This window comes from Streptococcus sp. DTU_2020_1000888_1_SI_GRL_NUU_041A, assembly GCF_032387735.1.
Classification (GTDB): domain Bacteria; phylum Bacillota; class Bacilli; order Lactobacillales; family Streptococcaceae; genus Streptococcus; species Streptococcus sanguinis.
On record NZ_CP135591.1, the window covers coordinates 1,593,541 to 1,618,897 of the forward strand.

Below are 25,357 nucleotides of genomic sequence, written 5' to 3' on the forward strand. Positions count from 1 at the left end.
TGAACACTTTTTCATTCAATTTAGGACTTGACTAGCCAAACATGCTGAAAGGCAGCGATGTCCCGATAAGGTGATTGGTTGCAGACAGCCAGCTCCATCTCAAGCATCTTTTCAGCCCAGTCAGGGGCAGTTTTGTAGTCATTGGATTGCAGCCCATAAAAAATTCGTACTCCTTGATAATCCTCAACTTCTAATGGAAGACCTGAAATCACTTCTTTAATCTGATAGACCTTAGCAGCCCCCATGCTGTGGGTTTGATATGCCTCACCCGCCAAAAGCTGCTTGGCCTTTTCTGGGTCATTTTCAAAAACTACCGTATGCATAACTCGTCCAACCTCGTGATGCTTAACCAGAGAAATTTTGCCGTCCTTTTTTAAGAGGCGGGAAAATTCTGCTAAATAAAGAGCAGGGTTAGATACATACTCTAAGACATTATGACATACGATGACATCAAAAGACTAGTCAGGTAATTTTTGCAGAAGATCCAAGCTGCCTTGCAATTGCTCATAGGAAAAGTCCTGCTTGCGCTCGGCGATCATCTCTGGGCTTGGCTCGATGGCGGTCACTTGGTTTTTTTCCGCTAGAAAATCAGCCACAATCCCAAAACCACTGCCGAAATCAAGAATTTTCTGGCCCTTAAGTGACTCAAGAAAGGCAAAAATAATATCATACTGAAGTTTTCCCCAAGGCGCCTGCAGATGAGCCTTGTAGGCTTGTAGATTAGCTGTCATAAAACCTCATTTATAGTTAAACATATTGGCTGCCATCTTGTCGGCAATTCTTGGAAAAAGGGTATAAAGCTTGTGAGCTAGATTGAGAATCCCTGGTAGATTCATTTCCCGCTTCTTTTTGCCAAAGGAGCTGACAATTTTGCTCGCTACAAAGTCAGGCTCAAGGATATACTTATCCACTGCTTTTACATAGGAACCGTCAGGATCCGCTTGATCGAAAAAGGAAGTTTTAATAGGACCTGGGTTCACCGTCGTGACATAAACCCCAAAAGGCAGGAGTTCCAAACGCAGGGCATTGGAAAAGCCAATAGCTGCAAACTTGGTCGCTGAATAAAGACTAGACTTGCTACTTGCAATGAGGCCGGCCATACTAACGATATTGACGATATGTCCTTGACCTGCCTGCTTCATGCGAGTTCCAAAGATCCGGGACAGGTTCATCAGGGCAAAGGTATTGACTTCAAACATGGTCTCGATATCACTGGAAGTGATTTTGTCAAATTCTTCAAAAATCCCATAGCCAGCGTTATTAACCAGGACATCTACGTGGCCATACTGGCTGTCAATCCGCTCAGCAAATCTTTCCAAAGCTGAACTGTCTGTGATATCCAGCTCCACTAGGTCAAGATTTTCCCTTTCTCTATATAGTTTTTCCAGCTTAGCCTTGCTCCGTCCGACCAAAATCAGTCGGTCATGTGGCAAGAGCTTAACCATTTCCTGAGCCAGCCCACCGCTAGCCCCAGTGATGATGATGATTCTCATATCTCCACCTCTTCCAGATCCTTGACCACATGGACCTTTTCAAAGACAGAGCTGGCATCGCGGCGCATTTGGCTGATGTCCTTGGCTAGAAAGCGAGCACTGATATGATTGAGAAGGAGGCACTTAGCACCAGCTTCCTTGGCTACTTCTGCGGCTTGCATATTGGTAGAATGACCGTGATTACGGGCCAATTTTTCATCTCCCTTGCCATAGGTTGCTTCATGGACCAGCACATCTGCTGCCACAGCCAGGCGGACGCTGGCAGATGTCTTCCTAGTATCACCCAAAATAGCAATGGTTTTGCCCGGACGAGGAGCTGAGATATAGTCTGCTGCAATAATTTTGGTCCCATCTTCTAGGACGATATCCTGACCGTTTTTGACCTTGCCAAAGAGGGGACCAAAAGGTACGCCCGCTGCCCGTAGTTTGTCTGCATCCAGCGTTCCTTCCAAATCTTTCTGCATCACCCGATAACCCACACAGAAAATCGTGTGATCCAGCTTATCCGCATAAACAGTGAACTTGTCCGTTTCAAGAATCTTGCCCAGACTATTTTCATCAAACTCATGAAAATCAATCCGATAAGGCAGACGAGAACCAGACACGCGCAGGCTAGACAGGACAAAGTTTTTAATGCCTTTGGGACCATAAATCTCTAGGTCCGTCTGTTCTTCGTTAGCCTGAAAAGAACGACTAGATAAAAAACCCGGCAGACCGAAAATATGGTCGCCATGCAGATGAGTGATGAAAATCTTGCTGATTTTGCGGGGTTTAATCGTCGTCTCCAAAATCTGGTGCTGGGTACCTTCACCGCAGTCAAACATCCAGACTTCATTGATTTCCTCTAACAGCTTGAGGACGAGACTGGACACATTGCGAGCCTTTGATGGCTGACCGGCTCCGGTTCCTAAAAATTGTAATTGCATGTTTTTCTTTCTAAATGATATAAATCATGGCAGAACGATTCTGCGAGTGATAGTATTTTCTACCAGCATAGGACTGAGCCAGCTGACTGACTTCATCTTGATTGTAGCCCAGAACTCTCTGGCTGCCATCAGCTAGCTGCTGCCAATCAGTCAAAGCAGTCAGCGCCTGACTGTCCACGACTTGAGACTCAGCTTTGAGAGGTGTCATTTTTATTCTCCCAGCTTCTTCGTAGACCAAGTACTGTGGAAAGACTTGGGCGATTTCAAAGAGCAAGTCAGCTGTTGCAGGCTCAGGCTTTTCAGGGAATACCAAGCCGACTTCCTCGCTCTCATAGCAAAATCCATAGGACTTGCCAGAAAGATTAAGCCGTACAAAAGGTTTATTTTCTACAAAGCTAGGCTCCGTATTCCACAAGTCCAGCGCCTTGCTAATCTCTAAAAAATAGGCTGTCGCGGCTTCCGGACTTTTCTTTTGATAAAGCTCAGCAAAGTAAGCGTTGATAACGCTAGGAGGCGGCGTGATAAAGCTACGCTTCTGCTCTTCTGTCAGATCAGCCAATACTTGCTCTAAGTAGACCCTGTCTAGGCTTGTAAAACCGCCGTATTTGAGGGCCAAGTCAATATAATCAGTCATAAAATTCTTCCAGTTTCCATTTGTTTTTCTCGGCAATCCAGCCTGAAACGACTTCGACATCGTCTATGTATTCTCGATTCCCCATAATCGCGACTTTCTCTAAATCATGAATCTTGTAGGCTTTAGCAGGCGCTACCTTGATTGTAAAAGGCAAAAATAACTCTTTCATCCGCTCCAGCAGGACTTGCTGCAAAAGAGCTCTGCTATTGTCCGCCTTAGCCGAAATCAAAGAATAAGGAGTCAAGGTCGGAGTGAAATCCTCCGCCTTGTCTGCTTTGTTATAGAGAGTCAGCCGGGGAATATCCAGCATGTCCAGCTCTTTCATGATGTCAAGGACGGTCTTTTCATGCTCCTCATGATGAGGGTCGCTGGCGTCAATGACATGAACCAGCAAATCGACATTTTTGCTCTCTTCCAGTGTGGATTTAAAGCTGGATACTAGCTCTGTCGGCAAATCCTGAATGAAGCCAACTGTATCCGTCAGAGTGACATTGAGCTGGCCACTGAGGTTGATGCTCTTGGTCGTGGCGTCTAGCGTCGCAAAGAGTTCGTCTGCCTCATACTGGTCCTTACTGGTCAAGCAGTTCATGATCGTAGACTTGCCAGCATTGGTATAGCCGATGAGGCCGATTTTGAAAATGCTGGACTCTAGCCGTTTTTCACGAACGGTAGCCCGATTTTTCTCCACTGCTTTGAGCTGGCGCTCAATATCATGAATCTGATTGCGGACACTGCGTCGATTGAGCTCTAGCTGGCTTTCACCAGGCCCACGGGAGCCAATGCCACCTGCCTGACGGCTGAGCATAATGCCCTGGCCAACCAAGCGAGGCAGGAGGTACTTGAGTTGGGCCAGATGCACCTGAAGCTTGCCCTCATGACTCCTAGCCCTCATGGCAAAAATATCCAAAATCAGCTGCATACGGTCAATGACCTTGACCCCCAAGCTTTCCTCTAGATTGACATTCTGCCGAGGTGTCAGACGGTTATTGACAATAACGGTCGAAATCTCTTCGGCATCAACCATCTGTCGGATTTCTTCTAACTTGCCAGAACCGACAAAGGTCTTGCTGTCATACTTCTCCCGCTTCTGGCTATAGGAGCCAACTACCTCAGCCCCTGCAGTCTTAGCTAGGCTTTGCAGCTCCTCCATGGATAGGTCAAAATTCTCCGTGTCTGCCAGTTCCACACCGACCAGAAAGACTCGCTCTGTTTTTTTCTCTGTTTCTATCATCTCATATCCTTACTAAGACTTGGTCAGCCAGCTACTTATCCAAAAACTTCCTGATATCCTCCATGACCTGATTCTTATAGTCTGGATTTCCCACCTGATAAAAAGTCACGGACATCCGGTTGCGAAACCAAGTCAGCTGGCGCTTGGCGAAACGACGGGTATTCTGCTTGAGCTTGTCCACCGCCTCTTCCAGGCTCATCTGACCTTCAAAGTAGGGGAAAAGTTCCTTGTAGCCAATACCCTTGCTGGCTTGACTGGTAGGAGCTTTCTCAAACAGCCAGCGGGCTTCTTCCAAAAGTCCAGCTTCTATCATCAGGTCTACTCGCTGATTGATTCGCTCATAAAGTCGCTCCCGCTCATCATCTAGACAAATCAGCAGGGCTTCATAGTCTGGTTGATTGTTTTCTAGTTGACCACCTAACTGATCAATCTCTAGCGCCCTCATAGCCCTGCGTCTATTTATCTGTGGAATCTCGATACCCAGCTCTGCTATTTTTTCAAACAAATCCTCATCTGACCAACTGTCCAGCTGCGCCCGATAGGCCAGAATCTCCTCGTGAGGAACGGAGCCGCCCAGATGATAGCCCTCGAGCAAACTCTGGATATAGAGCCCTGTGCCACCGCAAATGATGGGAAGCTGATCTTGAGCCGCAATCTCACGAATAGCCTGAGCCGCCTCAGTCACAAAATCATAGGCCGAGTAGCTCTCGCCAACCTCCCGCACATCCAGCAGATGATGGGGAATGCCTTCCTGCTCTTCAGGACGAATCTTGGCCGTACCAATATCCAAGCCACGATAGACCTGCTGGCTGTCACCGCTGATGATTTGGCCATTGAAGCGCTTGGCTACCTCGATACTCAGAGCCGTTTTTCCAACCGCCGTAGGCCCCACTATCACAATTATCTTGGTTTTCATCTTTTTTCCTTGAAAAAATTTTGATTTTTCGTTACTATTAATTATAACATAAATAATAAAAGTTCAGAAAAGGAGAAAACACATGGCTAAAGGATTTGGAAAAGGCGTTCTTACAGGAGTTGCAGCTACTGTTGCTGCTGTGGCAGGCGCAGTATATGCAGTCAAGAAAAAAGTCATCGAACCTGAAGAACAAAAAGCGGCTTTCATCGAAGAAAACCGTAAAAAAGCAGCTCGCAAACGTGTAGCACACTAAGCCTGCACATTTCACTAAAAAGCCTGGAAAAATCCAGGCTTTTTATTTTTTTGAAAGAACAGCAATCAAATCGACTGCTGCAAACAAAGCAATTAGACTCTAAGAGCCCTCTCTTTCTTGGGTGGTTGAATACCATGAGAGCTAAAGATATAATTGCTTAAGAGCAAGAATACTAACAGCTCAAGCACAAAAAACAAATCGAAAGCAGGATTGGAGGATAGAGAAACGAAAAGAATTGCAAGGCACAAAATTGTGACATAAAAAATTTTCAAGCGTTTGATATAAAACCAGAAGAGTTCAAGGCTTTGCCTGCCACTAATCTGCGAATTAGACTTGCTTCCCGAATACCAGATGATAAATACTTCCGCAAAAAAGAATAGACCTAGCAAAATGATCATTCTCCAAAAATGAACCTGCAGTAGAATTCCCACTGCTAGCAATAACAAAACACCCAAGCTCAGTGCTAGCACTGCTCGCCTAGTATTAGTCATAAAATCAACTCCTTTATATGACTACGAAGAAAAGTCAAATTAATTATTGCTAATCGATTAGATTGTTCTAGGAGAACATATTTTATTTCGGCTTTATTTTACCACTTGGCAAGAAAACTTACAAATAATACGATAAAGCATTTGTAGAAGTCATTGGTTACTAAAAAAGCCACCATTCGGTGACTTTTCTACATGCCTATCTCCCTTGCATAAACTCTTGGAAACGATGAGTATCAAAGTAAATAGTAGACGCAATCAATTTATCTGATTCGTCAAATTTTAAAAATTCTGCCACATCCAACTCTAGTTCATTTCCTTGTGGTGACTGCAGGCGATAGCGATTTAAAGCCACTACTTCTCGTCCATCTACCAATAACTTCTTCACTTCAAGATGCTGACTTAAAGCATAGAATTGACCTGCACCTTGCAGATAAACATCACGTCCTTGTCTGATCTCCTGACTATCACACATCCCATAATCAAAATGTTCAGCCACGAAATCTTCCCATCCACCTTTATTGACTGCATTAAAATAGCTTTCTGCTAATGTTTTTGTATCCATATTTTGAACCTCCAAAAATAATATAGGCAAGCACTCAAACAATGAGATTTTCAAGCCATTTAAGATTATACAAAAAGCAATATGACTACAGTCTGTCATATTGCTGAAGATTTTTTTGAAGAGAATCAATTAATTTATCCTGCAGTTTTTTTGGTGATATGACTTTTACTTGATGAGCAAAACTTAAAATCAATTCGAAAAAGGCCGGTGTCAATGCTCTGAAAGCATGGACCTTTATTCTGGTTTGCTCAACAGTGATTTCTTCTTCTGTGAAGTGGTCATAAATCTTTGGGAGCGCAGACTCTGTGAAAATCAGCTCTACTTCTTCTTTATTGCCCTCAACTTTATCTTTGGATGGATTTAGAAAAAGATCTAGCTTTTCTTGAGATAAAAGAGGGTAATCTCCAGCTTCGATACCCTCTTCTACTGGATGCAAATCACGAATCCTACTGAGTTTGAAAAAACGAAAATCTAACTTTTCTAAACAGTAGCCGATAACATACCAAGCATTTAGTTTAAAAATCAGACGGTAAGGAAGAATCGTTCGCTGGCTTCGTTCTTGTTTTTTAGAAAAATAAGAAAAGGAAACTTTCTTCCCAGTTTGTATAGCCTGCTCAATTTCAAGTAAATAATTTGTATTGAGAGACCAGGAAGTAAGATCAAAGTAAAATGGATTGACCTTATCGGTCGCCTCTTGAGAAGTAAGCTTATGCTCAATGCTGTCAAAACTAGGATGTCCAACAATTTTGCCAACATTTTGGCTCATATTGATGATAAACTGCTTTTCTTCTTCTGTGAAAAAGCTGCTGTCCATCTTGTAGTCATCTGGTATATAAAAGCCTCCCTTATCCCCACGTTCAGAGTAAATAGGGATTCCAGCTAAGCTGAGCGTATCCATATCTCGATATACTGTACGAGTAGATATTTCAAAACGTTCAGCAATTTCTTTAGCTGTTATCTGCCTTTTATTCAAAAGAGCTAATAAAATATAAATTAATCGTTCTAATTTCATGAGTTTTCTTTTCTTATTACAATCGACACAGCATCAAATAGTCATCTTCCCTCTCTTCAACCGTAACAAAGCCCAATCTTTTATAAAAGTGAGCGGCGGGATTATCTTTGGAAACGGAGAGGGAGACACTTGGGTAGCCTTTGACCTTGAGCAAGTCCAGCATGGCCGTCATCAACTGCTGACCAAAGTCCTTGATATACATCTCTAAATCTGGTTCCTTCAAGATACTTCTGGGCAGCGGCTCTAGACCTTGGGGAATAAAAATAGCTTGGTAAAGAAATTCTTCTAAGAGCGGGATTCCCTCTGGTTTTAAAGGCCTAATCTCGGTCATGATTTCTCCTTCTAGATCAACTGCTCCTCGCCTATGCCAGCCTCTGCTAAGATTTTGGCCACTCGGTCAAACTGCAATCGGAAATGCTCCAGCTTGTGGCCGTCTGATCCCACTGAAAAGCGCTGGCCGCCCAGCTCCTTGACTAGAGAGAGAGCGTAGATATAAAGTTCCTCGTGACCATATAGATACATGGACTTGCAGTTAAGCTCAAAGGCCAGACCATGGTCAATCATCTTTTGAAAAAGCTGTCGCAGCTCTGGTTCAAAAGTTTTTAACTCCTCTACGGTAAGCTCGAATTTCCGGAAACCATAGTCAAAGTGAGCTAGTACATCTGCTGGCACAGCCTCGATAGCCTCTTCTAACTCTCTAAGGTAGGAGGGAATCAGCTCCATCTTATCCAGCTGTAGGACTGGCTCTTCCAGATAGTCAAAGCTGCCATTGTGGTGGACAGACAGGAGCTTGAGGTCATAATCCTTGTCCGCTAGGAAAGCTAGAATATCGTCTTTACGCGGAGCGTAATAGCCAATTTCAATGCCCTTTTTGATGCGGTTGCCATACTGCTGGTTCAGCTCTGCTATTTTTGCTGAATAGGCCTCATAGTCAGGCACATCATCGTGGGGCGAGGCAGCTTCGTAAGGGTAGGGATTGGACAAATCATAGTGCTCAGTAGTGACAATCTCGCCCTCATAATGGTCCAGATAGTCACAGAAATCCGCCTCAGAATCATAGGAAAAATAGGTATGAAGATGGTTGTCGCGCATGCTGGGCCGCCTTTCTGCAAATCTTATATCCGTTTAGTATTGGTCGATTTCAGGTCGATCATGAATCCGGCTCTGCTTGCCCTGACGGGCCTGGAGGACGGCCTCTACCTCTTCCAGACTGACGCCAGTCTCAACGAGAGCGACCGCCAGATGGTAGAGCAGATCAGCTGTCTCATTGGCCATCTCGTTCTTATCAGCGTTTTTGGCCGCAATGACTACTTCAGTCGCTTCTTCACCGACTTTTTTGAGAATCTTGTCCAGCCCCTTGTCATAGAGATAGCTGGTATAGGAGCCTTCCTTGGGCTCTTTTTTGCGTTTGAGGGCTTCTTGATAGAGGGTTTCTAGCATAGTATCTCCTTGTTACTGTCCTTATTTTACTATAAAAAGCAATTCTTTCCAATGGCAGGCCGGTTTCTTGATACTGACTTCTTAGTTTTATATTTGCATTAACCAAGTACTAAAGTAAACCGAGGGAACTTTTAGTCAGTTTTGCTGGCTTGTTCATCCCAGATTGTATGGAAAAAGCAGGATTTGGCACCGGTATGACAAGCAGCTCCCAGCTGGTCTACCTCAATCAGCAGGGTATCTAGGTCGCAGTCAGCTGTGATTTTTTTGACGGTTTGATAGTGGCCGCTGGTGGCTCCCTTATGCCAAAGCTCCTGACGTGACCTACTCCAGTACCACATCTGACCGCTAGTGCGGGTCAGATGGTAGGCTTCTTCATTGAGATAGGCCAACATGAGAACTTCTTTGCTGGTGTGGTCTAGGATAATGGCAGGTATAAGACCGCCTTGTTTTTGAAAATCTAACTTTACTTCTGTCATCAGATGCGAACCTCCAATCCAGCTGCCTGCATGGCTTTTTTGGTCTCTGCGATGGAGACCTGACCATAATGGAAAATCGAAGCTGCCAAAGCAGCTGTCGCTGCAGTCTTTTCAAAAACTTCTAGGATATGCTGGCTACTGCCAGCACCACCAGAGGCGATGATAGGAACGGAAACCACTTGGGAGACGGCTTCCAGCATTGGCAAGTCAAAACCAGACTTGGTCCCGTCCTTGTCCATACTGGTCAAAAGAATTTCCCCCGCTCCAAGACTGACAGCTTCTTGAACCCAGTCTAACAGGTCGCGACCGCTGTCCTTGCGGCCACCAGCTAGATAGACATGCCAGCTGCCATCCGCTTCTTTCTTAGCATCCACAGCCAGTACCACACATTGACTACCGAATTTCTCAGCGCAATCAGCCAACAGCTGAGGATTTGCCAGTGCCGAGGAATTAACCGCAACCTTATCCGCCCCAGCCTGCAGCATCCGCTTCATGTCCTCAACCGTGCGAATGCCGCCCCCGACGGTAAAGGGAATGAAAACCTGCTCTGCCACGCGCCGGACCATCTCGACCGTCGTGTCTCGCTCCTCATGAGTGGCTGTAATGTCCAGAAAGACCAACTCATCGCAGCCGGCTTCATAGTAAGCCTTGGCAGCATCAACTGGATCGCCCACATCAGTCAGATTGACAAAGTTGATACCCTTAACCACCCGGCCGTCCTTGACATCCAGACAGGGAATGATTCGTTTTTTCAGCATGGCTAGCCCCTTTCTGCTTCCTTGATCTGATCTAGGCTAATTCGTCCACTGTAATAGGCCTTGCCCACAATGGCTCCAGCCAAACCCAGTTTTTTCAGCTCTTCTAAATCATCCGCTGACTGGATGCCACCAGAGGCAATGACATGAGCATGCTTAAGGGACGCCAGCAATTTTTGATAATGCTGGATATTGGGGCCAGTCAGAGTCCCGTCTCGGTCCACATCTGTATAGACAAAGAGACGGACGCCGATTTTTTCCATGGCCAGCGCAAGGCTGATATAGTTCTGATTGCTGGTTTCCAGCCAACCCTCAGTCGCAACCAGCCCCTCTTTCGCATCAATGCCAATCACGATTTTGATGCTTCCAAAGCGCTCCAGCGCAGCCTCAACAAATTCAGGATTCTTAACAGCCATGGAGCCAATAATGACACGGTCAATGCCAACCGCCAGGTAATCTTCAATCTGCTCCAGACTGCGAATGCCGCCCCCGACTTGGATGGCTAGACCAGTCTCCGCTTTAATCTGGGCAATCAAATCCCGATTGGCCGCCCGACCTTCTAAGGCCCCGTCCAAGTCAACCACATGAATCATGGTAACGCCGGCTTCTTTGAAAACTCGAGCTTGCTCCAAGACATCGGGATTGACTACCGTCTTCTGGCTAAAATCCCCTTTAAAAAGGCGGACGGCCTGGCCGTCTTTGATATCAATAGCGGGCAGTATTTTCATAGACATACTCCTTAAACTTCTCTAGGATACCGAGACCGACAGTCCCTGACTTTTCTGGGTGAAACTGACAGCCAAAGACCGAGCCTCTATGAATCATGGCTGGAATAGGTAGCCCGTAATCAGCCGTCACGTCCAAATACTCCTCCGGAACATCCGTATAGTAGCTATGGACGAAATAGACTGACTGGCCATCAAGACCAGCTGTCAAAGCAGACGACTGCTGGACCTGTAAGTCATTCCAGCCCATGTGAGGCACAGGCCGACCAGCCTGGTCCGGAATCCGGCGGCAAACACCGGGAATCAAATCCAGTCCAGAGCTTTGACCATTCTCCAATCCAGACTCCAGCAGGAGCTGCATGCCTAAACAAATGCCCAAGAGAGGCTTGCCATCGGCCACAGCCTGCTGGATGACCGAGACCAGCCCTCGCTTTTCTAACTCCTGCATGGCAGTAGGAAAAGCACCAACACCTGGTAAAATCAAACCATCTGCGTCCAAAATTTCCTGCGGATCTGCTGACAGGCACGCTTCTACTCCGACCTGAGCCAGAGCACGGAGAACATTGGCAGTATTTCCTGCGTCATAATCAATAACAATCATCATCTCTACATCAACTCCTTTCACTCAGAAGTGCAAGCTAGAGTAAGCCCTTGGTGGAGTTGACTCCATGAATCTCTGGATTTATCGTAATAGCCTCCCGTAGAGCTCGGCCAGTCGCTTTAAAGAGGCTTTCCGCCTTATGGTGACTGTTCTTGCCATGAAGGATTTTCATGTGCAGATTCATCTGCAGATTAAAGGCTAGGGCTTGGAAAAATTCCTCTACCAGCTCGGTGTCAAAATTCCCTAGCTTGGGATTATCAAAATCAGCCTCAAAGACCAGATAGGAGCGACCGGATAGGTCCAGACTGGCCATGCCTAGTGTTTCATCCATAGGCACAAAGCTAGTACCGTAGCGGTTGATGCCGGCCTTGTCTCCCAAAGCCTGACGCAGAGTCTGTCCTAATACGATGCCCACATCCTCAACCGTATGGTGGCTGTCCACCCAAAGGTCGCCTTCAGCCTTAACCGTCAGAGAAATCCGACTGTGGCGGGCAAAAAGGGTCAGCATGTGGTCAAAGAATCCGACACCAGTCTCGATAGCGACCGGCTCCTGTTGGTCCAGATTCACAGCCAGCTCAATAACGGTCTCCTGTGTTTTACGCTTGATTTCAGCTTGTCTCATGGCAACTCCTTCTATTTTTTCTGTCTGCGGGCTTCAATGGCCTTGGCATGTCCCTGCAGGCCTTCTGCATAGGCCAGACTGGTAATATCCTTGTCAGCCGCCCCTACTGCAGCACGGCTGTACTGGGTGTACTGGATGCGCTTGATAAAGTCATATACTCCCAGAGCTGATGAAAAGCGGCTGGTGCTGGTAGTCGGCAAAACGTGATTGGCTCCCGCATAGTAGTCACCAATTGGCTCGCTAGTATAATGCCCCAAAAAGACAGAGCCAGCATTTTCAACCTGATCTAGATAGCTGTAAGCATCATCCATGGCAATTTCCAAATGCTCCGGTGCCACCTGATTCATGAGCTCAAACATGGCTTCCTTCGAAGGCGCAAGGATGATACGGCCGTTGTTCTCAATCGAAGCACGCGCGATTTCCTCTCGCGGCAGCTCTTTCAGCTGTCTATCCAGCTCTGCTTCGACTTGGTCTGCCAGCTCCTCCGAGTCGGTCACCAGAATAGCCCGAGCCAGCTTGTCGTGCTCGGCTTGCGACAGGAGGTCAGCTGCCACATAGACTGGACTGGCTGAACGATCCGCAATGACTCCAATCTCCGAGGGTCCGGCAATCATGTCAATTCCCACGACACCATAAACCATCTTCTTGGCTGTAGCCACAAAGATATTGCCCGGCCCAGTTATCTTATCCACCTTGGGAATGGTCTCAGTACCATAAGCCAGAGCTGCTACACCTTGGGCTCCGCCAATTTGGAAAATCCGATCCACACCAGCTAGCTTGGCGGCTACCAAAATCGCTGGGGTAAAGTGCTCCTGGGGTGGTGTAATCATGATGATTTCTTTGACACCGGCAATCTTAGCCGGGATAACATTCATGAGGACGGAGGATGGATAAGCTGCGGTGCCGCCAGGTACATAGGTGCCGACCCGTTCAATCGGCCTAATCAACTGACCACGGATAACACCCTCGCTGGGACTATCCTCAAAACCAGTCTCCAACTGCTGGCGGTGGTAGGATTCGATATTAGCTTGGGCATTTTTCAGGGCGGCCAAGACCTCTGGATCAATCTCCTCAAAAGCCTGATCAATCAGCTCCTGCCCAATCTCAAAATCTGTCACCTCAACCTTGTCAAAGAGCATGGTATAGTCTCTTAAAGCTTGGTCACCGTCTTGTTTGACCCTTTCAATAATCTCAGCCACTGCTTCTTCCACATCTAAGTTCTGCTGACTAAGCTGCAGCTGCTCTTCGTATAAAATCCGTGAAATTTCTTCGTTACTTCCGCTTAAACGCTTGATAATTGTCATTTAAAAGCCACCTCTCTTCTTCCTACTAGGGATTCAATCTTTGCCACAAAAGGCATGATATCCGGGTTATTTTTCAGGGAAGCCTGATTGGCAATGAGCCGGGCTGACACCCGACAAATGTCTTCAAAAACCAGCAGGCCGTTAGCTGACAGGGTATGCCCTGTCTCAACAATGTCGACAATGGCATCCGCCAGACCCAGCACCGGTGAAATCTCCACGCTGCCTTGGATGGAGATGATTTCTACATCTTCCCCCTTTTGATTAAAATAATCAGTCGCCACTGTCGGATACTTGGTCGCAATCCGCTTGCGCTTGTGATCATGAGGGTCATAGCTGGGCACCGAGGCCAGTGAGAATTTACAAAGGCCAAAGTTCAGATCCAGCAGCTCCAGATAGCCGGTCGGATGCTCAAAGAGAATATCCTTGCCGACAATTCCTAGATCAGCGACTCCATGGCGCACATAGGTCGTCACGTCAGGCCCTTTGACCAAGAGAAAGCGAAAACGACTGTCTGGACTTTCAAAAATCAAGCTGCGCCCCTTGTCTGCCATGAAGGACATATCAAAGTCAGCCTGGGTCAAGAGCTTGACCGTATCTTCCTCAATCCGCCCCTTGGTCAGGGCAATGGTAATCTGACTCATCTGCCATCACCTTCCTTTCCGACCTCGTCCGGCAGGTCATCATGAATGGCCTGATAGACACTATCAATGTCTAGGGACCAGCCGATAGCTGTCAGTTCTGCTGCCCCGAAGCGCTTAAAAAGCTGATCATAGCGACCACCAGATAGAAAAGCATCTGGCACTCGGTCGCCAAAGACCTTGAAGGTCAGGCCAGTATAGTAAGGCATGGTCGCTACCTGACCCAAGTCCATGGTTGTCTGATCCAGCAAGCCTGATAAGCTCTGCAGAACCTGCTCCACATCATCTAGAGCCGTTAATATCTGCTCGTTGTCAACTATCTCTCTAGCTCTAGCTAAAACCTGTTGGCTAGGACCAAACAAATAGGGCAGCTCCTGCAAAAAATCATCAAATTCACTCGATCTGGTCTGGGTGAATTCAAAGAGTCCCGTCCTATTTTTCTTGCGAATATAATCTAGCAGCTGGGCCTCCTCCTGCGAATCCAAGGCCAGACTCTCTAGGATTGTCTGCAGGATTGCTGCATGGGAAAACTCGAACTGATAAGACTTAACCTGCGCCAAATCCAGCGACTGCTTGGCTGTCTTGATAGCCTCAAGCACCGCCTCGCGAGCTGGATAGCCGATAATCTCAATACCAGCTTGACTGAGCTCGTTGGCAAGACCGCGCAGCTCCTCTTGATAGTGAAAGACCTTGCCCGAATAGGAAAACTTGGTCGGCGTATGTACCCTGGTCGAAGCAATAACCCGACCAATCTGGCTGGTCACATCCGGCCTCAGCACCAATAGCTCGCCTTTTTTATCGAAAAGATGATAATGATGAGGCTCCACATGGTCACTGAAGACCTCAAAATGCTCCAAAGTCGGCGTGTCAATCCGATTGAAGCCCTGAGCCATCAGGAAATCACTGATGTCCCGCTCAATCTCGTAGGTCACACGTGCCCTCTTGAAAAGCTTGTCGTGCATGCCAATCGGAAGGGTGATTTTATTCATAGGCTGCTTTCCTTTCTTACTCTATTCTTACATTGGTCGGCTCCGAGTCAAACTCTCAGCTGCTACAAATTTCCTTGATAGCTGCCAGGACTGCTTTCATCTCCTCTCGCCGTCCGATAGAGATACGCAGAAAGTCTTTGATTCGCTCTGCTTTTGGAAAATACCGCACATAAATCCGACGCTCCTCTAGCTTCTGGAAAAGCTCTGCTGCAGAGATTCCACTAGGCTGGGCTAGGACAAAGTTGGTCTGACTAGGCAGGACTTGGAAATCCAGCGCAGCCAATTCTCCAGCGAACCAATCTCGGGTCTCTTGAATGGCTCTACCGGTCTCCAAATAATAATCCCAATCTTTCACCGCTGCAAGAGCCAAGCGCTCTGCTAACATATCCACTGAATAAGGATTGATGGAGTCCTTAACAGCTTTCATGACAGCTATTAAGTCTGGATGACCGATGCCGTAGCCCACCCGCAGACCAGCCAAAGCCGCATCCTTGGAAAAGGTCCGCGTGATAAAGAGGTTGGGATAGGTGTCTAGCAGAGGCAGGGCAGATTGACCGCCAAAGTGAATATAAGCCTCATCAACCACCACTACCACATCCTGATTGGACGCCAGAATTTCCTCCAACTGATCTAGCGGCAGATAAATCCCTGTCGGAGCATTAGGATTAGCTAGGATAATGCCGCCGTTGTCTCCAAAATAATCTGACGGATGGACCTCAAAATCAGCTGTCAGAGGGATTTCTCGAAAAGGCACATGGTAGAGGTCCGCCCAGACCTTGTAAAAACCATAGGTCAAATCCGGAAACAAGACCGACTCGCCGCTGTTAAAGAAAGCCAGGAAAGCCATGGACAAGATGTCATCACTGCCGTTACCAATAATGAGCTGGTCGGGCGATACACCCAAGTTTGCCGCCAAAGCTTGACAGAGCTCCGCCTGGTCCAAACTGGAATACTTGCGCAACTCCTGGCCATCAAAGTTCTGCAGGGCCTCTGCCACCTTAGGACTTGGTCCATAAGCATTTTCATTGGTATTGAGCTTAATCATGTCTGGCTCATTGGGCTGTTGCCCCGCTACATAAGGATTGATCTGCCTGAGACCTTTTAGCTTCACCATCTTGCCACCTCTCTTTCACACACTAGCCATTATCTGACTCTGATTATCTTTTAAAACTTCTAATAAATGAAAGACGAAATTTACCGCTTTGGTAAAGGAAAATAGGGGAATCTTCTAATTTAAATATAATAAAAAGCCCTCGCAAAAAAACTTTGCAAGGACGTTGACACGCGGTTCCACCTTTATTCGGACCCCAGTCGCCTGAGGACCCTCTGGGAGTACGAGACTCCAGATTGATAACGGCAATCAGCCGTCGGACACTAGTTTCAGACTGCTGACTGATTTCGCATCCGCGCTCAAGAATGTGTCGTCTAAGGATTGCATGCCGTCTCACCATTAGGCACTCTCTGTTTCTTGTCTTAGACTTTTTCTCTCATCGCTTTCAATTTATTGTTGAATATTCTACATGAATTTTTATTAAAAAGCAAGAGGAAAATTGAAAAAAATTAAATATTTTTTTCTTTCTAAATGAATTAACGTTCTTTCAGCATAGCACTAGACAAATCCAACAGATTAATCGCTGTTTCAAAATGCTCCCCCATCAGGTCATAGACAGCATCTTCGCTTAAGACGCCGCAAGCTATATTTTCAGGGAAATCCGGTCCATTCGAGAATTCTAAATCATCAAAAAATTCCTGACTGGTATAGTAGTCCCTCAGCTGGATATAATCTGACTGGCAGCGCTCCAGCTCAGCTAAAGCTTCCTGAGCACTTGCCAATACCTGAGAATATTTATTCAGGTGCTTTTCCATTTTTTGAATGCGTTCTAACTGTTCCACAGGCTTCCTTCCTTTCCAGACATGACAAGCTAATCAATCCACCTTAACTACCTGCAGCTGCTCACCGCCAAGCAGAATCAAATATTTTTCAATCTGCGAAATGCCATAAGAACGGCTGAGAGCTTGAGCATATAAGTCTAGCTGGCCACGATAGCGAGCAATCAACTCAGATGAATCTTTATATTTATCCGTCTTGTAATCAAAGAGAATGATTTGGTCCTCAAAGAGCAGGTAACCATCCAAAATCCCCCGCAAAACAAATTCCTGACCACTAGCTTCATCTCTCTTGAGCATGGCAAATGGTGCTTCTCGACGAACTCTGTCACTGTTCTCAATCAAGAGGCGTCCCAAATCCGTCTCAAAGAAAGATGCAATCTTAGACAGCTGAATCTGCTTTTTGACTGCGTCATCAGCCTGAACCTGAGCCAAGGCAGAACGAAGTACAGCCATGCTAGGACTGCTATCCAAAGGAATACGCTGCATGAGTTCATGAACAGCACTGCCGACTTGAGCCCCAGTCACTTTGGCTTTCTTGCCAAAATCAGGCAACTCAAAGCTGGGCTGAGGCCGAAAAGCTGCTCGCTCATCCATGATATCCAGGCCATCCGTATCCATGATTGGCTCATAAAACTTCTTAATCTGGCTTGGAGTTCGCACACTAGGCAGCTCAATAGCAGAGCGATACTGACTATTCAGCCGATCTACGCTTTCTAAAATATCCAGAGCCCGACGGATGTCGTCCGACTGACGATTATCTGCCAAATCATCCGCGGGAAAGAGCACAGGCTCATTAATTCGCCCTATCTCTTCAGCAGTTAGCTCCTCATCAGTAACAAAACGGGTCTCGTAGGCAAGATTCTCATCAGAAAAAACATCCTGAATGGCATAGAGCCAGTCTTGGAAATTGCTGATTTGGCTGCGCAGACTGGCAGACAAACGCCCTTGCTGGCTCTTGCCCCACTGACGCTTATCCAAGGCCTCTTGACTGCCCTTGCCGACCAGATAGAGCTTGGTTTCAGCCCGCGTCATGGCCACATAAAGCAAACGCATTTGCTCAGACAAACTAGCCAACTGCAGCTCCGCTAGATTCTGCTGATAAGGTAGCGTATCCATGGAAATGCGCAGCTGATTCGGCGCATAAGGATCTTCCACAGACACCGATACATCCGCTACATACTTGATGCCGATTCCCTTGGTCCGGCTAAGGATAATAGCAGAGCTGCTATCCTGACGGTTGAAGGCCTTGTCCATATTGAGCAGGAAGACATACTTGAACTCCAGCCCCTTACTCTTATGAATGGTCATGAGGCGAACAGCGTCCTTAGGCGCCGCCACTGGCACACTGGCTAGATCATGCTGGTTTTCCAAGATACGGTCTATCATCCCGATAAAGCGAGAGAGACCTTTAAAGCTAGACTTTTCATACTCATTAGCCCGCAAAGAGAGGGCATAGAGATTGGCCTGTCTCTGGGCACCATTGGCCAGAGTTCCCACCATGTCATAGTAGAAACGATCCTGGTAAATCTTCCAAATCAAATCATACAGGGAGTGCGTCTTGGAATAAGTCCGCCAGCCTTGCAGGGTCTCATGGAAATGCTGCAATTTTTTCTGCAGTTCCTGAGTGACTAAAGCAAGATGCAAACCTCTTCCTTTAAGGGCATTGAGCAATTTTTCGTAGAGATTTTCCTGAGAACGCTCTTGACTGGCCTGCAGGGACAGCCGAGCCAGCTCGTCCTCGCCAAAGTCAAACATGGGAGACTTGAGAAGGGCGGTCAGGGCATAGTCATTCAGCGGATTATTGATGGTTCGCAGGGTATCCAGCATGACCAATACCTCTACTGACTGCAGATAGTTTGCGGCGCCATCATCTGGTACCAGCGGAATCTGGTGCTGCTCAAAGGCAGCTAAAATCAAATCATTGCGAGTTCTGGAAGCCGTCAGCAGCGTGATATCTTTAAAAGCCACTCCTTCTTCATTGTGCAGGCGGATGATTTCCTTGATGACTAGGTCCACTTCCCCAGCTGATACTGCCTGTGGCAAGCCTTCATCCCCATCCTCTTCCGGACTCTCCTTGGAGCCTTCATAGATTAAGAAAGATGCACGGTTAGCTGGATTAGGCTCACGTTTGGTTGGATTTCCCGCCACCAAATAGTGGGTTTCATTGTAGTCAATTTCCCCGACTTCTTCATCCATCAGGCGTTTGAAAACATCGTTGGTCGCTTCCAGCACCTCAAGATGACTGCGGAAATTTTCCTTAAGGACAATCAGCTTGCCCTGGCTGCTATCCTCTTGATAAGCCTTAAACTTATCACTGAAAATCTGCGGGTCTGCTTGACGGAAGCGGTAGATAGACTGCTTGATATCGCCTACCATAAAGCGATTTTGGCCCCTAGAAAGCAAGTCCAGCATGCGCTCCTGCGTGTGGTTGGTATCCTGATACTCATCCACCATGACCTCGTGGTAGCGTTCCTGATAAAAGCGACGCACCTCTGGGAATGTCTCTAAAATCTCAATAGCAAAATGACTGATGTCACCAAATTCAAAGGCATTTTCTGCTTTCTTTCGCTCCAAGTAAGCCTGCGCAAAGTCCGCCACAAAATCTCGCAGAAGCTCAACCAGAGGCAGGCATTCATCCTGATGCTGCTCGATAAAGTCCAGCTGATAAAGCTGCTGGTCAAAGCTTCGCAGCCGCTCAATCATAGGCTTCCTGGCCTCATTGTAGTCCTTGGCCATTTCTTTTTTGAGCTCGTCTGCATTCTTGCCAACCCGAGCTGTAAAGGCTTGGCCATTGGACAGTTGGGAAAGTGCCACAATCTGTTTGAGAATCTGAGCTGTTTCTTCTATTGAGGACCGTTCATTCAGGCCTGATAAGGCAGTCAGAGCGTCTTGGACATTTTCCTGATACTTGGCGCCCGCAAACTCTCTCCCTTCATGCTCCAGATGGGCAGAAAAGAAAGCTTCCAGCTCCCAAAGGGATGATTTAATTTGACCAAATATCTGCTCTCTCTCTGCTGCAAAATCACTGTGCTCATAACCATAGAGGAAGGTTTCTTCCAGCCAGCGCTGAGGGCTGCTAGTTGACTGCAGAAAGCTGTAAATCCGATAAACTTGCTCCCGGAAGCCTGATAAATCCTTGCGCTTACCAGTAAAGTTCTTTACCAAACGGCTAAACAAAGCCTGACGCTCACTGTCATAGTAACGGTCAAACACTTGACTGAAAACTTCATTTTGCAGAATCAGCTGCTCACTGGCAGACTGGAGAATCCGAAAATTCGGTGCCAAACCAAGCAGGTAACCATAGCGACTCAGTACTTTCTGGGTAAAGGCGTCCATAGTGCCGATGTCAGCATTGGGCAGATCAGCTAATTGCTGGGCCAAATGTTGCTTGAGTTCAGGACTCTCGGCCTCTTTCAAAGCCTGGCCCAGTTCCTTCTCCAGCCTCTCTTTTAGCTCGCCTGCCGCCTTGACGGTAAAGGTCGAGATAAAGAGCTGGCTGACAGCAACACCTCTAAGAATCTGGTCTATAATCCGCTGGACCATGACAAAAGTCTTACCCGAGCCGGCCGAAGCGGAAACCAGAATATTCTGGCCAGAGGAGTAGATGGCCTCAATCTGCTCTGCCGTCTTTTTCTGTGGCTTGTCCGAAGCAGCTTCTTGGGCTTGCTTAAGAGCAATTTCTTCTGCAGTTAAAAAAGGAATTCTCTTCATTTTTCCATCTCCTCCCTCATCTTTTCTAGCCAGGCCTGGCGTAGCTTGTCACCAGTCGGCCGCCTATCAAACTTGCTTGTATCCAACTTTTCTAGCTGGCGTGCCTGTCCTAGGTGGAGATTGGCTTCAAAGCCAGTAATAGCCTTAAACTGCTCTACATAAGGAGCAATGCTGCGCCCATTCTCTGTATAAGGATTGACTGCAAAGTGGCCTGATAGAATGCCTTCTGCAGCTTTTTTGTAGAGATAAGCATTGTAGGTCAGGAGCAAGTCCAAGTCTACCTGACTCAGCAAGTTGGTCTTATTTTTTTCATAGAGCGGACCAAGCTCCTTGACAGCATCAGCCACAAAAAGTCCCTTGTACTGCAGTGGCTTCATAGACTGACTGACTGCATCCGCCAAGGTCTTGGTATCTTTAAGCGCCACAATCGGATCGGTCATCTGCAAATACATGGCGCCAAAAGTTCCCTTATCCTCTTTATAGTCTGCTAACTCCTCAATCGCTGCCAGATAGGTCGGCAGCTGAGAATTCAGTCCATTAAAGAACTTTTCAAAGCTGAACTTAATATCGCCAGACTTATAGTCCACCACTCCCAAACTCTCTGTCTTGGTCAGACGGTCAATCCGGTCCACCTTACCGCTCACGGTCACTGCTCTGCCATTTTCCAAGATCAGGAAAGGCTTAGAAGCAGTTCCAAAGCCAGTCTCCTCGCCAATGGTCTCAATCCCGCTTGGATGAGCCAGCACCCGGCCGGTCGCCCGAGCCGTATCTAGCAAGAGTTGGCGCGCAAAACGGGTCTGACCTGACTCACTGTAGATACTCTCAAACTCGGCCTCCCGACTGGTTTCTTCCATAGCCTGCGCTAAACGCCGGTCAAAATCTGCAGACGAATCATCTTGCAGGACCTTTTCAAAGATCCGATGGAGGAAAATCCCATGACTGCGAGCATCTGGATGAATGGTCCACTCTTCCTGCAGGCGCAGAACATACTTGAGAAAATAAGCATACTGATGCCGGAAATATTCGTTTAGAGCTGACGCTGAAAGTCGGAGAGGCTGTTCCCGAGGGTAGAGGGCTTGCAGAGTTTCCGGCTGCAGAGACTCCGTTTTCAGTTCCTTACTAATTTGCGGAATGCTGATGCCTTCTGCTGCTAATTTCTTGCGCAGAACTCGGACAGCTACCGCCCAAAAGGTCTGCTCCTCCTCTGTCCACTCTCGGTCAATCTCCTCTTGGTGGAGCTCGATGATTTGAGACAAGAGAGCTCGGTAGCTGCCAATATCATCACTGGAAGCCTGAGGCTTTTTGACAATGATGGGCAAGGAAAGCGGAGCTGCAGTCAATTCCAGTAGATAGGTCGACATGCTGTCCTCTACTTCATTGACCAAGGCTGGCGCAGACAAGATCAGCTCTTTGGTCGCAGAATTCATCAGCGACAGAGCCGTATAGCGATTCTTCTTGAGATTTTCTGAGCTGGCAATCTGCAGTTCCGCCTGGGAATCCGTCACATCATTGAGTCGAGCCCGATCTTCATCACTGAGCAAACTCTTGTTTTGCGCGATTTTCGGGAAACGATCTTGGGTCAGTCCAATCGCGTAGACGTAAGGAGCTACTAAAGGCTCTATCAGGTCATAAGACTGGACCTTGACCACATCTACTGTTGCCGGCACCGTCCGATAGTTGGACAAAAGCATACCCGACAGGACTAAAGCCAGAAAGTCGTCCAACTTGACCTTACTATCTGAAAAGACCTGAGCAAACTGCTCTAAGACATGACTGAAAGCCTTCCAGACTTCCTCATGACGCTCCTGCTCCTGCTGACTTGCTCCCTGTAGCAGAGCTGTCAAATTATCAGACAAGCGGGCTGCTTGGACGAACTCTGTGAACTTAGCCAAGAGCCCTGACGACGTCTGACTACGGGATTTGAAAAAGTCTTGCAGCGGAGTCATGACCCGAAGACGAATATGATTGAGATGGTCTAGGTCAAATTTCCCTTGGCTATTGGCCGTGAAATCTTTGGCTAGCTTGGCTGATCCCTTGATATCCGCAAAGCGCAGATATTGCTCAAAATGATCCAGCTCCTCTTGAGTCAAATCGCCGTAGAGCCCCGTCTTTAAGAGATTGAGCAGGTCTTCCAGTTGGAAGTTATAGCGCTTGAGCCGCTCCAAGGACTCAACAAACTGGACCAGCGGATGCTGAGCCATCGACTCGCTCCGCCCCAGATAGTAGGGAATCTGATAGTGATCAAAAATAGTCTTGAGCTGAAGCTGATAGGCTTCCACATCTCCCAAAAGCAGACGAATGTCCTTATAGCGCACGCCATCATGAACCCGCTGCCGGATGGACTTAGCCACATACTCCAACTCTTCTTTCTGGTTCATAGTAGCCCAAATCTGAAGCTGCGAGCGGTCTGTCTCACTAACTTCAACAGCTGGCTCTGAAAAGTCATAGCGACTCTCCAAGACCTTGGAAATCCGTCCAAAGGCATCTTCCGCTTCCGCATGAGGGATATAGTCGGGCTTGACCTGATAGTCCTCGGCCAGTTTTCTCAAAAAATCCACGCTGGCCTGATAGAGATTGCCCTCACGAAAGGCTGCTCGATAGGCTTTTAGGCTGGCATAGGTCCCGATAACAATCTCCACACCTTTTCGATGCAGGAGACCGACCAGGTATTCCTCTTCGGCAGAAAAACGAGTAAATCCATCGATAACAAGGGCCAAATCTGCCAATTCCTCATCTGTGTCGCCAGCCAGAATATGCTGGACAAAAGCAGCAATCTGAGAAGACGAATCAAAATCGCCCTTATTCAGAGCAGCAGTCACCGCTGTAAAAATCTTGACCAGATCCTCCCGCTTCTCAGGCTCCTCGAGAAATTCCAAATCCGCAAAGGACATCTGGGCAGTCTGCAGTTCATGGTAAAGATCCATCAGCTGCTGGATAAACTGGGAATCCTTCTTAATACGGCCATAAACCTTAAGATCTCCATCATCTATCTCTGTCAAGGTCCGATAAATCAGCATTCCCAGACCAATATCGTCCAAACTCTGCCCTTGCCGAACATCATTGAGGACAAAATACCGAGCCATCTGGGCAAAGCGCGTCACCGTAATGGAAAAGGAAGCCTGAGTTTTCAGGCACTCCAAAACCGCTCGCTCCTTCTCAAAAGATAGCGAATTTGGCGCAATATAAAAGACTCGCTTACCAGCCGCCACCAAGCTCTCAGCCTCAGCCACTAAAACCTTGGTCAAAGAATGGCGAATATCTGTATAAAGTAATTTCATAGCCTGCCTTTTCCTCTAGAAAATATAGGAACATTATACCATTTTTTCCAATAATTCTCATGGAGAATAGTCCCAAAGCCCAATTAGAAGCCTGCATCCAAAGATAGCGTTAGTGAATAGCTTCGTCATTTCCACAAAAAACGAAAAAGCCACTGCTTTCAGTGACTTCCTAAGGCTCTCACTTCTTTCAAAGTAAGGGCTCATTTAATCTTATGCTTATTCATCTTTTCTTCAAAAATGCTTGTCATAATCACGCGCAATTCTTCTCTTTCCTTGTCCGGAAGTTCGCCTTGCCGCTTAGCGACAGCGTATAGCTGAGGATATTGCTTGGCAACTCGCTCAACCGTCTTGGTCGTCGCATGCCCTCTCACGAAGAAAGGAATCCTTTTAATCCATTCCTTGGGCACGAGTGCAAGAATCTTTTTGGCAGCTTCCTTATCAGAAATTTCTGCGGTGCTAAGCCCTTGATTGATCTGCTCTTGCTCTTTTTCAGTAAAATCATTTAATTCCATACCCTAAATCTCCCAGTTCTATTTTCTTAATACTAACTGAAGCACACTACTTACCCTCTACCCACTTATCATTGTCCATGATAAAGGGCTTGGCCAAACCTTCCCCTGTGTAGTCTTTATATTTGGTCTGCAAGTATTTGTAGACATCTTCCTTGGTCGCAAACTTGATTGCCTGATAAGGCTCTTCAAATGTCAGCTTTTCGATAAATAAGTAGCCATCTTTATCTGGAACCAAGACGCCGACATGCCCTACAAAGAGAGAGTCGCCATCAAGATTGTCGTGGACTATGACAGAAAGCATCCTCGCCTTTTCGCTAAACTTGAACTGTTTGAAGTATTCCTCCATTTTCTTAGCATGGACTTTTACATCTTGAGTCGCTTCAGTTTTGACTCTTGAGAATAGGATATTAAAATCTTCCTTATCCTTGGCATCAAAGAGCTTGCCCTTGTCAATCGAATCATTATCTATGAACAAGAGTTCGTCATCTTTTTCTATTTGAGGAATTTCGATGCTATTTTTCAGCAAAGTATAAGTATTAATGCGACAATTTGTCCCGATAAAATCGCCCTTTTTTGCCTGCCACAGAGGATTGATTTTTTCTACGTCATATTCTGTTTTAGTAAACTTAGTGAAATCGCCCCTTAATCCAGTAGAGCCAACAAGTCCATTGTAGTCATTGACTAGATTGACAAAGTTATCGACACTGTCTTTATCCAAGTTGGCAGCCAACAAACTCTTAACTTCTTCGACACTCTTTTTACTGTTTAGATTTGAATAAGTTGATGTAGTTTGACTTGTTTGATTATTTTTCTGCGAACTAGCACAGGCAGCCAACCCAAAAACTAAAGCTAGGCATGCGCAGGACATGATTATTTTGCTGTATTTCTTCATTCTTAT

General features: G+C 46.8%; 26 protein-coding genes and 1 pseudogene. 1 reads left to right on the forward strand and 26 read right to left on the reverse strand.

Annotated features, from left to right (window positions below):
• Positions 1-20: 20 nt before the first annotated feature.
• The 6 genes and pseudogenes from RSK81_RS07815 to miaA form a co-directional block, all read right to left on the reverse strand.
• Positions 21-731: pseudogene (locus tag RSK81_RS07815) on the reverse strand (class I SAM-dependent methyltransferase).
• Positions 732-737: 6 nt separating this feature from the next.
• Positions 738-1,493, reverse strand: a complete 756-nt coding sequence (locus RSK81_RS07820) for an SDR family NAD(P)-dependent oxidoreductase (RefSeq protein WP_002912737.1) — start codon at positions 1,491-1,493, stop codon at positions 738-740.
• A complete protein-coding gene (rnz, locus tag RSK81_RS07825) occupies positions 1,490-2,419 on the reverse strand; it encodes a ribonuclease Z (RefSeq protein WP_002912739.1) in 930 nt (309 codons plus the stop codon). Before rnz ends, RSK81_RS07820 begins: the two co-directional genes overlap by 4 nt.
• Positions 2,420-2,429: 10 nt before the next feature.
• Positions 2,430-3,053, reverse strand: coding sequence for a hypothetical protein (locus tag RSK81_RS07830; RefSeq protein ID WP_002912742.1), 624 nt, complete (start codon positions 3,051-3,053; stop codon positions 2,430-2,432).
• Complete coding sequence (gene hflX, locus RSK81_RS07835) at positions 3,046-4,284, reverse strand: GTPase HflX (protein ID WP_315686430.1); 1,239 nt, start codon at positions 4,282-4,284, stop codon at positions 3,046-3,048. The genes RSK81_RS07830 and hflX overlap by 8 nt, the downstream gene beginning before the upstream one ends.
• Before the next feature lie 31 nt (positions 4,285-4,315).
• A complete protein-coding gene (gene miaA / locus RSK81_RS07840; protein ID WP_125347193.1) occupies positions 4,316-5,200 on the reverse strand; it encodes a tRNA (adenosine(37)-N6)-dimethylallyltransferase MiaA in 885 nt (294 codons plus the stop codon).
• Positions 5,201-5,282: 82 nt separating this feature from the next.
• Here miaA and RSK81_RS07845 point away from each other — a divergent pair, with 82 nt between their 5' ends.
• A complete protein-coding gene (locus tag RSK81_RS07845) occupies positions 5,283-5,453 on the forward strand; it encodes a DUF3042 family protein (RefSeq protein WP_002895160.1) in 171 nt (56 codons plus the stop codon).
• Between the two features lie 92 nt (positions 5,454-5,545).
• Here the strand turns inward: RSK81_RS07845 and RSK81_RS07850 are convergent, their stop codons facing one another.
• From RSK81_RS07850 to RSK81_RS07945, 20 genes are all read right to left on the reverse strand, one after another.
• Positions 5,546-5,944 carry a hypothetical protein gene (locus tag RSK81_RS07850; RefSeq protein ID WP_002924261.1) on the reverse strand — a complete coding sequence of 133 codons (399 nt, stop codon included), beginning with the start codon at positions 5,942-5,944 and terminating at the stop codon, positions 5,546-5,548.
• A gap of 196 nt (positions 5,945-6,140) precedes the next feature.
• Entirely contained in the window at positions 6,141-6,605 is a 465-nt protein-coding gene (locus RSK81_RS07855; protein WP_002924260.1) for a nuclear transport factor 2 family protein, read from the reverse strand.
• The gene (locus RSK81_RS07860) at positions 6,592-7,518 is read right to left on the reverse strand and encodes a helix-turn-helix transcriptional regulator (protein ID WP_002924259.1); all 927 of its coding nucleotides are present in this window, start codon (positions 7,516-7,518) and stop codon (positions 6,592-6,594) included. The genes RSK81_RS07855 and RSK81_RS07860 overlap by 14 nt, the downstream gene beginning before the upstream one ends.
• A gap of 16 nt (positions 7,519-7,534) precedes the next feature.
• The gene (locus RSK81_RS07865; RefSeq protein WP_002924257.1) at positions 7,535-7,849 is read right to left on the reverse strand and encodes a GNAT family N-acetyltransferase; all 315 of its coding nucleotides are present in this window, start codon (positions 7,847-7,849) and stop codon (positions 7,535-7,537) included.
• An 11-nt stretch (positions 7,850-7,860) separates the two neighbouring features.
• Positions 7,861-8,610 (reverse strand): PHP domain-containing protein, encoded by a 750-nt coding sequence (locus RSK81_RS07870; RefSeq protein ID WP_002924255.1) that lies wholly within the window; start codon positions 8,608-8,610, stop codon positions 7,861-7,863.
• A 33-nt stretch (positions 8,611-8,643) separates the two neighbouring features.
• Positions 8,644-8,958 carry a phosphoribosyl-ATP diphosphatase gene (gene hisE, locus RSK81_RS07875; RefSeq protein WP_002924252.1) on the reverse strand — a complete coding sequence of 105 codons (315 nt, stop codon included), beginning with the start codon at positions 8,956-8,958 and terminating at the stop codon, positions 8,644-8,646.
• Positions 8,959-9,089: 131 nt separating this feature from the next.
• Positions 9,090-9,434 (reverse strand): phosphoribosyl-AMP cyclohydrolase, encoded by a 345-nt coding sequence (gene hisI / locus RSK81_RS07880; RefSeq protein WP_002924251.1) that lies wholly within the window; start codon positions 9,432-9,434, stop codon positions 9,090-9,092.
• Positions 9,434-10,192 carry an imidazole glycerol phosphate synthase subunit HisF gene (gene hisF, locus RSK81_RS07885; protein ID WP_002924250.1) on the reverse strand — a complete coding sequence of 253 codons (759 nt, stop codon included), beginning with the start codon at positions 10,190-10,192 and terminating at the stop codon, positions 9,434-9,436. The genes hisI and hisF overlap by 1 nt, the downstream gene beginning before the upstream one ends.
• Before the next feature lie 2 nt (positions 10,193-10,194).
• Positions 10,195-10,917, reverse strand: a complete 723-nt coding sequence (gene hisA / locus RSK81_RS07890; RefSeq protein WP_002924249.1) for a 1-(5-phosphoribosyl)-5-[(5-phosphoribosylamino)methylideneamino]imidazole-4-carboxamide isomerase — start codon at positions 10,915-10,917, stop codon at positions 10,195-10,197.
• Complete coding sequence (gene hisH, locus RSK81_RS07895; protein WP_032908132.1) at positions 10,895-11,518, reverse strand: imidazole glycerol phosphate synthase subunit HisH; 624 nt, start codon at positions 11,516-11,518, stop codon at positions 10,895-10,897. Before hisH ends, hisA begins: the two co-directional genes overlap by 23 nt.
• A 34-nt stretch (positions 11,519-11,552) precedes the next feature.
• Positions 11,553-12,137 (reverse strand): imidazoleglycerol-phosphate dehydratase HisB, encoded by a 585-nt coding sequence (gene hisB, locus RSK81_RS07900; protein WP_002924246.1) that lies wholly within the window; start codon positions 12,135-12,137, stop codon positions 11,553-11,555.
• Positions 12,138-12,148: 11 nt separating this feature from the next.
• Positions 12,149-13,441 (reverse strand): histidinol dehydrogenase, encoded by a 1,293-nt coding sequence (hisD, locus tag RSK81_RS07905; protein WP_223310622.1) that lies wholly within the window; start codon positions 13,439-13,441, stop codon positions 12,149-12,151.
• Entirely contained in the window at positions 13,438-14,082 is a 645-nt protein-coding gene (hisG, locus tag RSK81_RS07910; protein WP_223310623.1) for an ATP phosphoribosyltransferase, read from the reverse strand. Before hisG ends, hisD begins: the two co-directional genes overlap by 4 nt.
• Positions 14,079-15,068, reverse strand: coding sequence for an ATP phosphoribosyltransferase regulatory subunit (locus RSK81_RS07915; RefSeq protein WP_023916406.1), 990 nt, complete (start codon positions 15,066-15,068; stop codon positions 14,079-14,081). Before RSK81_RS07915 ends, hisG begins: the two co-directional genes overlap by 4 nt.
• A 55-nt stretch (positions 15,069-15,123) precedes the next feature.
• The gene (gene hisC / locus RSK81_RS07920; protein ID WP_023916407.1) at positions 15,124-16,182 is read right to left on the reverse strand and encodes a histidinol-phosphate transaminase; all 1,059 of its coding nucleotides are present in this window, start codon (positions 16,180-16,182) and stop codon (positions 15,124-15,126) included.
• Between the two features lie 473 nt (positions 16,183-16,655).
• Positions 16,656-16,961: a DUF4298 domain-containing protein gene (locus RSK81_RS07925; RefSeq protein ID WP_125382448.1), complete on the reverse strand. Its 306-nt coding sequence runs from the start codon at positions 16,959-16,961 to the stop codon at positions 16,656-16,658.
• A gap of 33 nt (positions 16,962-16,994) precedes the next feature.
• Positions 16,995-20,669: a helicase-exonuclease AddAB subunit AddA gene (gene addA, locus RSK81_RS07930; protein ID WP_315686438.1), complete on the reverse strand. Its 3,675-nt coding sequence runs from the start codon at positions 20,667-20,669 to the stop codon at positions 16,995-16,997.
• Positions 20,666-23,947, reverse strand: a complete 3,282-nt coding sequence (gene rexB / locus RSK81_RS07935) for an ATP-dependent nuclease subunit B (protein WP_315686440.1) — start codon at positions 23,945-23,947, stop codon at positions 20,666-20,668. The genes addA and rexB overlap by 4 nt, the downstream gene beginning before the upstream one ends.
• 200 nt (positions 23,948-24,147) lie before the next feature.
• Positions 24,148-24,459 (reverse strand): hypothetical protein, encoded by a 312-nt coding sequence (locus tag RSK81_RS07940; protein ID WP_125347197.1) that lies wholly within the window; start codon positions 24,457-24,459, stop codon positions 24,148-24,150.
• Between the two features lie 46 nt (positions 24,460-24,505).
• Complete coding sequence (locus tag RSK81_RS07945) at positions 24,506-25,351, reverse strand: DUF4300 family protein (protein WP_002924235.1); 846 nt, start codon at positions 25,349-25,351, stop codon at positions 24,506-24,508.
• Positions 25,352-25,357: the final 6 nt, after the last annotated feature.

Excerpts from the sequence above, each read along its gene's own strand:
- RSK81_RS07860 (WP_002924259.1), bottom strand. The coding sequence starts at position 7,518 with ATGAAATTAGAACGATTAATTTATATTTTATTAGCTCTTTTGAATAAA.
- rnz (WP_002912739.1), bottom strand. The coding sequence starts at position 2,419 with ATGCAATTACAATTTTTAGGAACCGGAGCCGGTCAGCCATCAAAGGCT.
- hisF (WP_002924250.1), bottom strand. The coding sequence starts at position 10,192 with ATGCTGAAAAAACGAATCATTCCCTGTCTGGATGTCAAGGACGGCCGG.
- hisA (WP_002924249.1), bottom strand. The coding sequence starts at position 10,917 with ATGAAAATACTGCCCGCTATTGATATCAAAGACGGCCAGGCCGTCCGC.
- RSK81_RS07850 (WP_002924261.1), bottom strand. The coding sequence starts at position 5,944 with ATGACTAATACTAGGCGAGCAGTGCTAGCACTGAGCTTGGGTGTTTTG.
- hisH (WP_032908132.1), bottom strand. The coding sequence starts at position 11,518 with ATGATGATTGTTATTGATTATGACGCAGGAAATACTGCCAATGTTCTC.
- RSK81_RS07940 (WP_125347197.1), bottom strand. The coding sequence starts at position 24,459 with ATGGAATTAAATGATTTTACTGAAAAAGAGCAAGAGCAGATCAATCAA.
- RSK81_RS07865 (WP_002924257.1), bottom strand. The coding sequence starts at position 7,849 with ATGACCGAGATTAGGCCTTTAAAACCAGAGGGAATCCCGCTCTTAGAA.
- RSK81_RS07915 (WP_023916406.1), bottom strand. The coding sequence starts at position 15,068 with ATGAATAAAATCACCCTTCCGATTGGCATGCACGACAAGCTTTTCAAG.
- RSK81_RS07870 (WP_002924255.1), bottom strand. The coding sequence starts at position 8,610 with ATGCGCGACAACCATCTTCATACCTATTTTTCCTATGATTCTGAGGCG.
- RSK81_RS07855 (WP_002924260.1), bottom strand. The coding sequence starts at position 6,605 with ATGACAGACTGTAGTCATATTGCTTTTTGTATAATCTTAAATGGCTTG.
- hisB (WP_002924246.1), bottom strand. The coding sequence starts at position 12,137 with ATGAGACAAGCTGAAATCAAGCGTAAAACACAGGAGACCGTTATTGAG.
- RSK81_RS07945 (WP_002924235.1), bottom strand. The coding sequence starts at position 25,351 with ATGAAGAAATACAGCAAAATAATCATGTCCTGCGCATGCCTAGCTTTA.
- hflX (WP_315686430.1), bottom strand. The coding sequence starts at position 4,284 with ATGATAGAAACAGAGAAAAAAACAGAGCGAGTCTTTCTGGTCGGTGTG.
- hisC (WP_023916407.1), bottom strand. The coding sequence starts at position 16,182 with ATGGTGAAGCTAAAAGGTCTCAGGCAGATCAATCCTTATGTAGCGGGG.
- RSK81_RS07845 (WP_002895160.1), top strand. The coding sequence starts at position 5,283 with ATGGCTAAAGGATTTGGAAAAGGCGTTCTTACAGGAGTTGCAGCTACT.
- RSK81_RS07830 (WP_002912742.1), bottom strand. The coding sequence starts at position 3,053 with ATGACTGATTATATTGACTTGGCCCTCAAATACGGCGGTTTTACAAGC.
- RSK81_RS07820 (WP_002912737.1), bottom strand. The coding sequence starts at position 1,493 with ATGAGAATCATCATCATCACTGGGGCTAGCGGTGGGCTGGCTCAGGAA.
- hisI (WP_002924251.1), bottom strand. The coding sequence starts at position 9,434 with ATGACAGAAGTAAAGTTAGATTTTCAAAAACAAGGCGGTCTTATACCT.
- hisG (WP_223310623.1), bottom strand. The coding sequence starts at position 14,082 with ATGAGTCAGATTACCATTGCCCTGACCAAGGGGCGGATTGAGGAAGAT.
- miaA (WP_125347193.1), bottom strand. The coding sequence starts at position 5,200 with ATGAAAACCAAGATAATTGTGATAGTGGGGCCTACGGCGGTTGGAAAA.
- addA (WP_315686438.1), bottom strand. The coding sequence starts at position 20,669 with ATGAAGAGAATTCCTTTTTTAACTGCAGAAGAAATTGCTCTTAAGCAA.
- hisE (WP_002924252.1), bottom strand. The coding sequence starts at position 8,958 with ATGCTAGAAACCCTCTATCAAGAAGCCCTCAAACGCAAAAAAGAGCCC.
- rexB (WP_315686440.1), bottom strand. The coding sequence starts at position 23,947 with ATGAAATTACTTTATACAGATATTCGCCATTCTTTGACCAAGGTTTTA.
- hisD (WP_223310622.1), bottom strand. The coding sequence starts at position 13,441 with ATGACAATTATCAAGCGTTTAAGCGGAAGTAACGAAGAAATTTCACGG.